This is a genomic window from Streptococcus mitis (assembly GCF_965111735.1).
In the GTDB taxonomy this organism is placed as follows: domain Bacteria; phylum Bacillota; class Bacilli; order Lactobacillales; family Streptococcaceae; genus Streptococcus; species Streptococcus mitis_DR.
The window spans coordinates 103,897-117,814 of record NZ_OZ217346.1; the positions used below are offsets into that span (position 1 = coordinate 103,897).

Below are 13,918 nucleotides of genomic sequence, written 5' to 3' on the forward strand. Positions count from 1 at the left end.
TTCATTATCTATTATGCTATAAATAAAAACCGTAGGGAGAATATAATGAAATATGATAATTTTTCAGATTTAATGTCAAGATTCGATCACTTACATGATAAGATTCCAATAACAGATGAACGTTCGGCTCCTTTAGTTGAATTTTATAAGTATTGGAGTAATTACCTAGAACCAACACCAGCTTATTTAGCGTTTTTATCCAGTTTATGGGGTTCTTTGGCTAAAGGTCTGTATTTTATAACTGCTAGTCTAGAACATGTTTTTAACAATTTATTTAAGCTTTTTGGACTTTTCGGATATTTAGGTAATCAGAATACAATTATTGGTCAATTCTTTTACTGGTTTCAGGTAATTGGAACTTCTCTGTTTGCCTTAATACTCGTTGTGTCAGCTGTTACAGGAGTTTTTACAAAACCAGTTAAATATAAAAATGTAATCTTAAATTTTTTGATGGTGACCCTAGTATCTTCAGCTTTACCATTGGCTTTAACGACAATATCTACGGCCATTTCTGAAGATGTGCAGAGTGTTCAGAAAGTAGAGAGTACCTCAGGAGACAATTCAAAGTATTTCTCTTCTCTAGCTATTCAGCCTATGAAAAATAATGTTGTAGATTTGAAAGTTTTAATTGATAAGGATTTTTCAACAGAACTTTTCCCAATGGATGACTATGGCTTTATTAAACCTATTCAGGAAGGCTCGACTCCTCTTAATAATATTACAGACAGTCCAGATAAACGTGATACCTCTGATTTTGCTTCACGAATTGATTTTAGTGCCACATTTGGAGCGACTGATACAGTTCTATTAGATGCTCTTGAAGCAAAACAGAAAGGATTAAAAGGGCTCTTTCTTCATCAATTAAATGCAACTCAAAATGGAATTTTAACTGTTGATGAACATCGCTTTGTAAAGGGATTAAATGCTTTTGAAACAGTGTATATGCGTTATAAAGTCAATTGGATTGGGATGTTTGCTCAGTATTTTATTTTGATTATTCTTTTAACGAGTATGGCCATTAAACTCGTAAAATCTATTTTTGATATTCTTATTGAAGCACTTATTTCACCTCTAGTCGGTTATACTTCACTTTCTAACTCTAAAAAATATAAGGAATTATTAAGAACAATTGGCGGTGCTGGAGCAGGTATCTTCTTTGAGGTGATCATTATGCGTGTAACGCTTGAGATTTTCCGAGATTTACCAGTTCTCTCTGTCTCAGCTGTGGCGAAGCTTTCTGGAGGATTCTTCTCAACAAAAATTTCAACAGAGCATGAATCAAATGAATTACATGAACCAACAAATGCAACAAGCAGGACAGCGTATGCAGGGGGGACGTCATATCACAGGTGCTGAGAGTGAAGAAGATGATAATTAATGTTGACGTTTTTTTAAAAAAATGGCAAACTACTAACATTGTATTTGTTTGTTAGATTTAATAGTTCGTATCTATATCTTTAACTCCTGATTTATGTCAGGAGTTTTTTGTAGAATTAAAATAAATTTGCCTAAAGTTCTACCTGACTTGTACAATAGCTCTATTGTACTAAAGGAGGTTGTGGCAGGTGCTAGATGAACGTTTATTCAAAGAGAATTTATTAGAGAGTAGCGGTAAAGATTTTTTAAATTGGATAAAATCTTATGATGATTCACAAGTGCCTATCATGAAGCAAAGAGGTTATACCTGTATTCATTCAATGGAGCGAACAGTAACTTTTACATTTGGGGAATTTACTTTTAGGAGAAGGCGTTGGAAAAAAGGAGATAAGTGGATAATTCCTGTTGATGATAAATTGGGTTTAGAGAGAAATACTAGGTATTCCAGAGAATTTATGTACCAAATAGCTAAATTATCTACTATGATGTCTTATGGAAAAGTGATACAAGTGATTGAAATGACTTATAATATTTTAATTACAAAACCTACAGTCGTTAAGGCAGTTAAACTATGTGCTGATTTGTTGAGGAAACAGGAAAGTTACCAGTCTTATCAAGAATCAAACGAAATAAAAGAGAAAGTAGATGTCATCTATGTAGAGGGAGATGGTGTAATGGTAAAATCAAGTGATAAAAATCTAAATAATCGCCGTATAGATCTTTCTCATTTTGTCGTACATACAGGAAGTAAAAAGATAGAGAGTAAGAGATTTGAACTGCAAAACAAAAAGGAATTTATTTCACCCAAAAATCGTTTAGTGAGAGAGCAGGTAATAGACTATTTAACTAATACTTTCGAGATTAGTAAAGAAACTATTTTTGTCACTAATTCAGATGGAGGGCATGGCTATACACCGTATGTCTTTAAAGAAATGGCAAAGATACTCAGAGTAAGTCGCCATGAGCATTTTTGGGACGAATATCATCTTAATCATAGTTTAAAGAGCTTTTTCAATTCTTATCCATCAGAGCTTTTAGAGAAAGCATTTCAAGCGATTCAAAGGCATGATAAAAGTTTATTACGTAGTGTTTTAGATACGACAGAGGCTTTAATAGAGACTCAGGAAGAGATAGAACAGTTCTATAAATTTAAACGGCGCCTTCTTCAAAATTTTCAATATACCAAGCCTGCAGAATTGAGAGGCCTTTCACATTCTGGAATAGGTATAATGGAAAGTCAGCATCGTAAAATTACTTACCGTATGAAGAGAGGTGGAAAATATTGGACAGAAAAAGGAGCAGAAGCAATGAGTAAAATGATACTCTTAGCTGATAAAGACGAACTTCGGGAATTATTATTGGGGTCTTGGATTGTTGACTATGATCAAATTCAAGAGCAAAGAGGGCTATCTGGTGGGGAGGTTAGACGCTTAGAGTCTAAAAAAACAAGTCAATATATGCCAACTGGGAAAATTACCTGGAAGAAATTTAAACCCTGATATTTAGAAATAGTTGCACCAGGGGATAAAACGTGCTATAATGATATCAAATTTAAGCAAATAAAAAAGCCGTAAGGACTGCAATCCTTACGGCACCGAGTAAGTAAAAACCGAAAGAAGAAATTTTATTTCCCCAACTTACTCAGTCTACATACTCTATGTTAAAGCATAATGAGCAGAATGTCAAGACTGGGACAAGGGAAATCCTAGTTTTTTTTCTTGCTTGGGGGTCTCTCTCATAGGGTTTGAGGTTTTCTAAAAAATTTTACCACTTACTAAAGCCTAAAACCCCTTTACAAATCTAGATATTCATGGTAGAATGGATTTTGTGTGAAATATCAGCAGGAAAGCATGAAGCTCGTCAACAGGTGTCTTATGATAAGTAACCTTGGCTGTTTAGGCGAAGGGCATCTGCACGAATCAGGGCTTTCTAAGTGACTATTTCCACCGAAATATTATTTATATCAGGAGGACATTCACATGTCACGTTATACAGGACCATCTTGGAAACAAGCTCGTCGCCTTGGCCTTTCACTTACAGGTACAGGTAAAGAATTAGCACGTCGTAACTACGTACCAGGACAACACGGACCAAACAACCGTTCTAAATTGTCAGAATACGGTTTGCAATTGGCTGAAAAACAAAAACTTCGTTTCACTTACGGTGTAGGTGAAAAACAATTCCGTAACTTGTTCGTACAAGCTACAAAAATCAAAGGCGGAATCCTAGGTTTCAACTTCATGCTTCTTTTGGAACGTCGTTTGGATAACGTTGTTTACCGTCTTGGTCTTGCGACTACTCGTCGTCAAGCTCGTCAATTCGTAAACCACGGTCACATCCTTGTTGACGGAAAACGCGTTGATATCCCATCATACCGCGTAACTCCAGGTCAAGTGATCTCAGTTCGTGAAAAATCATTGAAAGTTCCAGCTATCCTTGAAGCAGTAGAAGCTACTCTTGGACGTCCAGCATTCGTATCATTCGACGCTGAAAAATTGGAAGGTTCATTAACTCGCTTGCCAGAACGCGACGAAATCAACCCAGAAATCAACGAAGCACTTGTCGTTGAATTCTACAACAAAATGTTGTAATATTTTATTAAATAAGATAGGCTGTAAAGCCTTGATATTAAGCACTTTGGGGCGTTCTCCCTTAGTGCTTTTTTACATTTTACAATAGCTTTTAAGCATACAGCTATAAGCATCTATACGTAACTAGACCTGTATAGTTGAAAGTGATATAATAGTCTAAAAGGAGGTGCTACTATGAATGTTTTAGAAAAAAACACACAGGTGAACTTTAAGACTAATAGAGACTTGTTAGAGAAGGCCAAAGCTATTATTACAGCGCAAAATCTTGATATGACAGCTAGTTTTAACTTGTTTTTAGAACACATTGTGGAAAATAAAGCCTTACCATTTGAAACTCAAGTAGACAAGGAAAGAGAAGAACTTCTATCAGGGTTGCGTGCTGAAATTGCCCGTAGCTTTGACGATTTAGAACATGGAAGAACTTACAGCCTTGATGAAGTGAGGGCTAACCTTGGAATTTAACGAGAACGCATATAGCCTTATTATCTCCGAAACGGTACAAGAACAGCTAAGAGGTATTAAGGATTATGTCTCAGCTAATTACTTTTCAGAACAGGCAGGAGCAAACACAGTTAAGAATATTCTTTATGGTTTGGAGCGTCTTGAAGTCTTCCCAGAAGCAGGATTTGATGCTGACGAAAGAGTAGGAGGTATTATATACCCACCCTACAAAACTCGATGCATCATTTTAGGCGATTACCTAGCCTTCTATCATATTTTAGAGGACAGAAAAACTGTCTTTGTATCAGATATTATTCATAGCAAACAGGACTACATCCGCTTGTTCAAGAAAAAATAGCGCCAGGTGCGGTGTGTTTCTCGTGAAATATTTGAAAAGCATTATCGTGTTTTCTCTTTTATGATATAATGCAAGGATAGTAAGTAGCTGAATTTTTCCCTTAATTAAATTGAAATAGAGAAATAAACTTGGTTCTAAAAATAATACATCAAACATCTTGTAAATCACAACAAAGTGTATTGACTTGCTATATAAGTTCTAGACTTACTATCTAGTGGGATTTTTGGTTTTTAAATAGGGTTTATAAGGCAACAGAAACTTACCTTATAGTTCAACTTATACAAGTAGGTATTATTGTTAAGGCGTATCTATGTACAATAATTATCAAAGTACAGTTTACTTTTAATGATGATATTATTTTTTAGTTGAAGAGAGAAATAAAACTCAAAAGGTAGCTAAGGTAAAGTATAATTTTATCAGTTAACTATAGAAGGCATAAGGCAAGTATAGAATATAATATTTAAAGAAAATTAACGTTTGATATATGGAGGAAAAATTGACTGAAAATAACAATGTTATATTTGAAACAATGGACGAATTTTATGAAAAAATGCCCAAAATTTATTCAGAAAAAGATCTCAATTTATTAAAAATGAGACTTGAGGGGCGTTCAAATAAGGAAATTTCCAATTTATTAAATTTACAGTATACTAATGTTTTATCTGATATAAAAAAAATAGTAAGAGAGTTACCGGAAATTTCAGAAGCAGAACAGTTTAGTGAATTATATACTAATTATTATGTTACAAAAGATCAGTTTCTTACTTATTGTATCAACGATGGAAGGGTATATGAAATTCTAAGTTTAAAATATAAGAAAGGTCTAACTAGATTCCCAACTAAGAAGTTCACAAAAAAATTTAATGTACAGTATGAAAATAATAGTGTTATATTTGAAACAATGGACGAATTTTATGAAGAAATGCCAAAAATTTATTCAGAAAAAGATCTCAATTTATTAAAAATGAGACTTGAGGGGCATTCAAATAAAGAAATTTCCAATTTATTAAATTTACAGTATACTAATATTATATCTGGCAAAAGAAAATTAGTAAGAGAGTTACCGAAAATTATAGAAGTAGATCAGTTTGTTGAATTATATACTAATTATTATATTACAAAAGATCAATTTCTCACTTATTGTATCAACGATGGAAGAGTATATGAATTTTTGCGCTTAAGATATAAAAAAGGACTAATTAAATTCCCAACTAGAGAATTCAAAAAAGAATCTAATGAAGAGCTTGAAAATAATCATAAATTGATAGATATTGTACAAAGCGAGCATCTTGAAGATGTGTTAGAACAAAAAATAAAAAATATAGAATTTCTAAAATATAGGCTAGATGGGCTATCGCTTCAAGAAATAGGAGATAAGTATAGTATCAGCAGAGAAAGAGTACGTCAAATATTACAAAAATTGTTATTTAAATTACCCCCAATTATTGAAGAAAAAAAATTCTCAGATATTTATTCCTCTTTTAATATACCCGAGGATATATTTACACTTGTTTTCCATGAGGATAGTCGAGTATATAATTTTTTAGATCTGAAGTATAAAAAAGGTTCTGTAGATATTCTTGATGAGTTAGCTAGAGGAGACTATTCTGAAGAAGTAAAAAGAATAATTGAGCCTCTTTATCTTAAAAAGTATATGAATAAAGAACAGTTATTGATACACACTTTATCAAAGTATTCTGAAACTCAGCAGTATTTTACATTGGATGATATGTTCTATCTTTATAATTCAGAGGCTGAAGAGTTAAATTTACCTAAATTAAAGGTAAGCAGTAGTTTATCTTTAATGAATAATGCCGAACGTTACAAAAATGTCATTTATTCAAATGGTAAGGGTTATAGGCACTATTCTATTGATATTGATGATGATAAGATAGCTAAAATAAAAGAAATATTTACAGATATTGAATTTGGTTGTTACCATATGGATTTGATTTTTAAAAATCATCTAGAGTTGATGAAAGAATTGGAGATTTATTCAGGTTCCGAGTTACATAATCTCTGTAAGACATACGAACTTGTTATCCCTGATATTATTTTACGACGTAATCCAGAATTTACAAAGGGGGACATAGATAAAGTAACATTTATTAAGCAGCAAATTGCTATTCGAAACGGTATTTCGATTACTGATTTTACAAAAGAAATTTATAACGAGTTTGGGCTTCAGGAAAATTCACTCTCGTCTTTTATTAGTAAAAATTTACCAGATGTGTTGATTAATGGACAAGTATATATTGGAGATAAGGAGAGGATTAGTAAATTATCTGGATTGAAAGAGAAATTTTTAGATAATATATATCTAGTATCTGATTTTGAAAAAATATTAGCCCGACATACTGAATATGATATCGGTATCACCTCGGATTTTTTATATAATTTGGGTTTTTACCAGAGAGGAGATTTTATAATAAGATCTGATTTTAGAGGTGTAAAAGCTGTTTTAGAAGAAGAAATAAAAACTCAGAGGATTTTAGATTTATCTGAATTACCTCCTACCCTTGTATATGCGTTAAACCAAAATTCAATGATTATTCCATATATGGAATTAGAGTACAAAATATTAAAAATTGCTGAGAAAAAATATCTAAATTTAACATTTATTAAGAATAGAGATTTTTTTGTGAAAAATTTTAAGGATTTTATAAGAAATGTGGAATCCTTTGTATCAGAGAATCATTATTTTACATTAGAATCTATCATAAAAGATGGTTTTCATGATGGATTAATTGATGATGGATTTAGCATAATTTCACTTGAACGTTTGCTAGTTAATTCTAATTTAATAAGTATTGTTTATAGTGCAACAAATCGTAGCATGCTTAAAAAAGCAATCTTATTTTATAAATCAGATGATAAGAAAACATTGGATGATTTTTTTCAAGATTTGTTGTTGGAATATGGATCGTGTAAAGTAGAAGATTTTATTGCCGATATTGAACAACAATATGGAATAGAGTTTTATGAAGCTGATGTTATTGAACGGTTGATAAATGTAGGAGCCGTTTATTCGAAAGCTCTAAATAAATTATATGTTGATAAGGCGGAATATTTAAATGAGGTATATAAATGATGAATTTATTTGAAAAACAACTTGGAGAGATAATTTCAACTAAAAAACTTTCTTTGCAAGGGCAAATTAAGATTTTTGATGTTTATCGTATCCCATTGGAATTTTTAAGATATAACAAGAAGAATGGTCGTATTGCAACCTACGTATCACAGTATATTGATGAAGGAAATGAATTTCCTAAGGATAATTTAGTGGAATTCAATGATATTATAGAAAATTACATTGAGCGAAGTAATCCAGATGCATTGAAGAAAACAAAAAGAAATATCCAAATAATGTCACAAACTGAACCTGCAGTAGTTCTTTCAAACGGTATTGTTTTAGATGGAAATAGACGATTTACCTCTCTAAGACAATTATCTAGAGAAGGTGCAGGTGCAGAATTTAATTATTTAGAAGCAGTTATTTTGGATGAGAGACTTTATACTGAGAAAGATATAAAGCGCTTGGAATTAAATCTTCAGCATGCAGTTGAGTCCAGGGTTGATTATAACCCTATTGATAGATTAGTAGATATTTATCGTGACTTAATAAGTGATAAGAGTAATTTTACGGTTGAAGAGTATTCACGAGAGACACACTTATCGATAAAAAAAGTTAAAGATGAAGTTGAATTAGCTCAATTGATGTTGGACTATTTGGAATATATTAACCAGCCATTAAAATTCTATATTGCAAGGGACCAAAAAATTGATGGCCCTTTACGAGAAGTACAAAAAATAATAAAAAGTTCTAAGTTAGATCCTGATAGGATTGATGATGCAAAAGAGTATCTATTTTTAAATATTATGAGTCTAGACGGTGATATTACAAGAAAAATTCGAGAGTTGAAACAAGTTCTAGAGGATAGAGAGCATTCTGAAAAATTATTTGAAGATATAGAAGAAGATGAAATTTTAGATGATGCTAATGATTATTTTGAGTCGGATTCTGTAAAGGAAAAAATTTCGGAGAAACATTCAGTTGAAATGGCCACTGATTTAAGTAGACGAATTGCTAAACTGACGGAAGAAGCAGTTGAAAGTAAAAAACTATCTACTGCTAAAATTCAACCCATTGAAATTTTAGAAAAAAGTTACCGTATTTTACAAGAAGTGGATAAAGAAGCAGTTGAGAGAATGGGAACCACTTCTAAACAGCAATTTTTATCAGTTTTAAGAAATATGAGTGAAACTTTAGAAAAGTTAAATTGTTTATAGAAATGGGTAGTCTTAAACATGGGAGATAATTTATTAATTCTAGATTTTGATGATGGGTTAAAGGTTGAAGAAAAATTTTCAAGTTATAAAATAAATTCTACAAATCGTTCTATAAAAAAGATAAGGCAAAAATATCTAAACTCAGAAAATTTATGGGATTTTAAGAAAAATTTATCATATGTAGAAATAGAGGATATTATTCAACACCTGAGAAGATATTCTGATAGAGAAGGAATAGAATTTCAAATATCCGCTTCTGTAATATCATTTATTCAGTATTCGAAGTTTGAGATTGAAGAAATAGCTAAACGAGGCTTAAAAATAAAAGAAAACAAAGATAGTTATTTCGATGAGTTCCAACAATTTGTAAAAATTGTCAATGAACAAGTCAGTCGTCCGTTGTATGAAATACAAAATAGAGTAAGTTTTTATCAAGCGATAATGAATAGAGTAGCAAATTTTTCTGTTCCTGGAGCTGGAAAAACATCTATGGTTTATGGGACGTATGCCTATTTGAGCAGCGAATCTATTAATAAAGTTGATAAAATAGTTGTAATAGGACCTAAAAATTCTTTTTTATCATGGAAAGAAGAATTTAAGAATGTTTTTGGTAATAAACGAGAGTTGATGGTTATAGATATTCATAATTCTGACTTCAGAAGAGAGATGCTGTACAAAAATGTTCAACATTATAATCTATTCTTGTTCAATTATGAAGCTATAGTTAGTTATCGATACGAATTAGAAAAGATAATTGATGATAGAACAATGTTAGTTTTTGATGAAGTTCATAAGATAAAGCGTGTAAATTCTGAACGTTCTCTAATAGCAATTGAATTGGCTCAATTAACAAATTTTCGTTATGTGTTGACTGGGACACCCATTCCAAATTCTTATTCTGATATATGGAATTTTTTAAATATTCTATACAAAGATGAATATAGGAAGTATTTTTCTATATCATTGCCAATGTTAAATAATCCTTCGGAATTGTTAAAAGAAGAAATTAATAATAAATTATTTCCGTTCTTTTGGAGAGTTACAAAACACGAATTAGGTGTACCTCCAGAAAATCCTGATTATATATGCGATGTTATAGCTAATCAGAATGAGCAACAACTAATAAACCTTTTATGGAGAAAATATTCAAGAAATCCATTTCAATTATACATTCGTTTAATACAACTATCTTCAAATCCATCATTGTTAAAAAATAGTCTAACTGAAGAAATGTATGCAGGTTATGGAGAAGATTCTCTGGAAATTGATTTCCTTCCTTTGCAGGATTCTCCATCTTATTCTGATAGTGAGTTATCATTGATTGATGCTATAGGTGAGTCATCTAAATTTTTATCCTGTATGAGATTGTCAGTCAATTTAATTAAAGAAAATCGTATTCATATTATTTGGTGTCTTTTTGTAGATACAATTTTTAAGGTTCAAAACCATTTGAATGAATTAGGATATAAAGTAGCGGTAGTTTATGGAGGAATTGAAAGTGAAGAGCGAGAACGAATTATTCTTGATTTTCAAAAAGGCATTTATGATGTGTTAGTGACAAATCCTCATACCTTAGCAGAATCTGTTTCACTACATATGATTTCGCACGATGCAATTTATCTTGAATATTCATTTAATTTAACTCATATGCTACAATCTCGTGACCGTATTCATCGATTAGGATTAAACAAAGGTCAGGAGACAAATTATTATTATTTTTGTTTAAATGGCCAGCCTGAGAGCCGTAGTACGATTGATAAGAAAATTTATAATAAATTAAACGAAAAAAAAGAAATAATGTTGAAAGCTATTGAGCGTACATCGCTATCTGTAGAATATACTATAGATGAGAAAGCTGAGATTTTACAAATTATGCAAGAAGATCACTTCGAACAAAAATATACAGATAGAAAGGACATGTTTGAGGAGGGTTCTGAAACCAGTGAATTAGCTCGAGCTAATATTATAAAAACTATTCAAGAAATAGAACGACAAAATATTGTAATTCTTGAAAAAATTCAGAAATTTTCAGATAGAAGAGAAGAATTAATAACTAGTCAAGAAATATATATTAAGCGTTTTAGTGATGTAGTTGATGGTTACTATAAAATTATTGAAAATCCTAATTTAGTTGAAAATAGCGAACAGCGACTGGAGGATGCTGAAACAATAATAGTTAATTTTTATGACCAACAAATTGCTATTTTAAAGATGTTGAATAATAATGAGCTAAGAGAATTCGATATCAGCTTAAAATTATTAAAGGAAGATAATATTGATTTATTGTGAGTGATGTAGTAGAATCTCAAAACAACTACCTATTTCCGATATCCTATAGTCAATAAATTTAGCAAATGATTATGCCAATGTTTTTCATAGATAATGTTATATGGAGCGACAAAGATTCTAGTTATGTCGGTTTTGTCAGCGAGGACGGTGAAGGATTGTACACAGAAAATGTTTGTCTGGATATACTTTACCATACTTTTCTTTCGATTTATTTTGATATTCCTCAGAGTGTGTTTGTGGTTTAAGTCAGCTCTACTGAAATGAGCACACGCGCTACCAAGCTCCATTCTACAGCAAAGAAATCAACTCTTTTCTAGGGGATTTCCGCCCTCATTTTGCTCTTTTGTGCTAAAATAGACTTATAAATTGAAAATAAGGAATGTTTATGAAATCGGGTAATGGTTTTTGGAAAGGCTGTCTCTATTTTTGGGGCTTCTTGTTCTTATTGGGACTCTTGGTTCAATATGCTCTTCCGCTTGCGGCTTGTGTCCTGCTAGGCTATGGTGGTTATCGTCTTTACAAACGCTTACGCTATCCTCTTTTGCAGGATCGTTCTCTAGATGATCGGATTGAGCTTTTAAAAGCTAGGATTCGTCAGGCGGACAAGGATATTCAGCAATTAGAGGAAACTTTAGTAGAAAAAGGCTCGGATTCATATAAAAGTCTGGCCAATCAAGTATTAATCGAACTGCGAGAAATCCATCAGGAGGCGGATCGTCTCAAGTCCTATATCGATGATGATGTCTATAATCGTATTGATAAAAAGGTTCGTACAGTACGGGCAACTATCGATGTTCAGCTAGAACGTTTGGATAGAGAAAGTCAGGTAGATATTGAAAATGCGGAGCCAGAGGAATTAGCTCCAGAATTATCCCAGACCTTGGCCAATATTGCCATTGACCATCAGGCAATTTTAGACAAGATTGCCACCTCTGCTGAGGGGGATAAGGAAGAATTGACGGCCATTCATAGTTTGAAGATGGAGAAATTCCAAACGATTTTAGAAGGCTATTTGAAGATTAAGGCCAATCCTAAAAACTATAATCGGGCAGAAGAACGCTTAGAGCAAGCTAAAGTAGCCATCGAACAATTTGACCTTGAACTGGACCAAGTCTTGAGAGAACTCAATGAAACAGATATGCGTGATTTTGATATCAGTCTGCGTATTCTAGAAAAAGATCGTAAAGAATAGGTTAGAAACAAAGGAGTAACCATGACAGAATTTAATTTTGATATTGACCAGATTGCCAATAATACGGTAGCTAAGGTGGATAAAACAACCCAAATCATCGAGACAAATACTGGCTCGGACAAGACCTTGACCTTCCTTGAAAAGTTGAGCCCTGAGCAGCAAGAAGGAATCAAAGCGCACGTGCCCCAGTTAGTAGACCAGTTTGTCACCAATCAAAATGCTCTTTTGGATTTTGGACAATCTGCTGTAGAAGGCGTGAACAATACAGTCAATCGTATCTTGTCAGAACAAAAGAAACTGCAGATTCCCCAAGTAGATGACTTACTCAAGAATACCAACCGTGAGTTGCAAGGCTTTGTAGTCAAATACAAGAACGCTGAAATTGCTGAGTTAGAAGAGAAGCCAAACTTTTTGCAACGATTGTTTAACAAGAGCAAGAATACCCTACAAGAATTTTACTTTGACTCAAAAACAGTGGAGCAAAAGCTCGATGGTATGGCAGCTGCAGTGGTCAAGCAAGAAGATGTCTTAGCTCGAAATATCGTTTCAGCTGAGATGTTGATTGAGGACAATACCAAATCCATTGAAAATCTAGTGGGAGTGATTTCCTTTATCGAAGCCAGCCAGACAGAAGCTGGCAATCGCGCTGCAGAATTGAAGGCTCAAGTTGACCAACTCGATACAAGTACGGTAGAATACCAGACTAAATCACAAGAATTGGCTCGCATGGCTGAAGTGGTCAATACCCTCGAACAACAGCATACTGAGTATGTCAGCCGTCTCTATGTGGCCTGGGCAACAACACCTCAGATGCGCAATCTTGTGAAGGTATCATCTGATATGCGCCAAAAATTGGGCATGCTTCGTCGCAATACGATTCCTACAATGAAGCTTTCCATTGCCCAACTGGGTATTTTGCAACAATCCATGAAATCAGGTGTCGTGGCAGATGCCATTGTCAATGCCAACAATGCTGCCCTTCAGATGCTAGCTGAGACCAGCAAAGAAGTGATTCCGCAGATGGAAAGAATTGCCCAAAGCCCGACAGTCGCTGTCGAATCGGTTACCAAACTGGCTGAAAGTCTGGTCGCTCAAAACCAAGGTATCGTCGCAGCTATTGAGTTGGGACGTCAGAAACGTGCCCAACTAGAAACAACCATCGTCAAGTCCGCAGAAATGATCAACGATTCTGTCAAACTACGCGATGAAAAAATCGTTCAAGCTCTTCTAGACCAAGGAAAGGCCGCTCAGAAAGAAGTACAAGAATAATACACAAGTCCCCTGTAATGTAGATTTGCAGGGGATTTTGGATTTTTCTATATATCCGAACATCTAGTTTATTTCACAAAAAATATAGTCAAAAATGTAGTCATTCGAATG

The 13,918-nt window shown here is 33.1% G+C and carries 9 protein-coding genes and 1 pseudogene; all 10 read left to right on the plus strand.

Annotated features, from left to right (window positions below; translation table 11 throughout):
• Positions 1–45: 45 nt before the first annotated feature.
• Positions 46–1,251 (plus strand): annotated as a pseudogene (locus tag ACLV7W_RS00520) (pLS20_p028 family conjugation system transmembrane protein); the annotation flags it as partial.
• A gap of 314 nt (positions 1,252–1,565) precedes the next feature.
• Positions 1,566–2,876, plus strand: a complete 1,311-nt coding sequence (locus tag ACLV7W_RS00525; RefSeq protein ID WP_411865247.1) for an ISLre2 family transposase — start codon at positions 1,566–1,568, stop codon at positions 2,874–2,876.
• Positions 2,877–3,356: 480 nt separating this feature from the next.
• Entirely contained in the window at positions 3,357–3,968 is a 612-nt protein-coding gene (gene rpsD / locus ACLV7W_RS00530; protein ID WP_000092756.1) for a 30S ribosomal protein S4, read from the plus strand.
• 174 nt (positions 3,969–4,142) lie between these two features.
• Positions 4,143–4,430 carry a type II toxin-antitoxin system RelB/DinJ family antitoxin gene (locus tag ACLV7W_RS00535; RefSeq protein ID WP_001101478.1) on the plus strand — a complete coding sequence of 96 codons (288 nt, stop codon included), beginning with the start codon at positions 4,143–4,145 and terminating at the stop codon, positions 4,428–4,430.
• On the plus strand, positions 4,420–4,767 hold the full coding sequence (locus tag ACLV7W_RS00540; protein WP_153199383.1) for a type II toxin-antitoxin system RelE/ParE family toxin: 348 nt from the start codon (positions 4,420–4,422) through the stop codon (positions 4,765–4,767). Before ACLV7W_RS00535 ends, ACLV7W_RS00540 begins: the two co-directional genes overlap by 11 nt.
• 496 nt (positions 4,768–5,263) lie before the next feature.
• Positions 5,264–7,858 carry a sigma factor-like helix-turn-helix DNA-binding protein gene (locus ACLV7W_RS00545; protein WP_411865248.1) on the plus strand — a complete coding sequence of 865 codons (2,595 nt, stop codon included), beginning with the start codon at positions 5,264–5,266 and terminating at the stop codon, positions 7,856–7,858.
• A complete protein-coding gene (locus ACLV7W_RS00550; RefSeq protein ID WP_153199378.1) occupies positions 7,855–9,057 on the plus strand; it encodes a hypothetical protein in 1,203 nt (400 codons plus the stop codon). The genes ACLV7W_RS00545 and ACLV7W_RS00550 overlap by 4 nt, the downstream gene beginning before the upstream one ends.
• Positions 9,058–9,075: 18 nt before the next feature.
• Positions 9,076–11,346: an SNF2-related protein gene (locus ACLV7W_RS00555; RefSeq protein ID WP_153199375.1), complete on the plus strand. Its 2,271-nt coding sequence runs from the start codon at positions 9,076–9,078 to the stop codon at positions 11,344–11,346.
• A gap of 385 nt (positions 11,347–11,731) precedes the next feature.
• Positions 11,732–12,538 carry a hypothetical protein gene (locus ACLV7W_RS00560; RefSeq protein ID WP_411865249.1) on the plus strand — a complete coding sequence of 269 codons (807 nt, stop codon included), beginning with the start codon at positions 11,732–11,734 and terminating at the stop codon, positions 12,536–12,538.
• A gap of 21 nt (positions 12,539–12,559) precedes the next feature.
• Positions 12,560–13,807 (plus strand): toxic anion resistance protein, encoded by a 1,248-nt coding sequence (locus ACLV7W_RS00565; RefSeq protein ID WP_124788416.1) that lies wholly within the window; start codon positions 12,560–12,562, stop codon positions 13,805–13,807.
• Positions 13,808–13,918 lie beyond the last annotated feature (111 nt).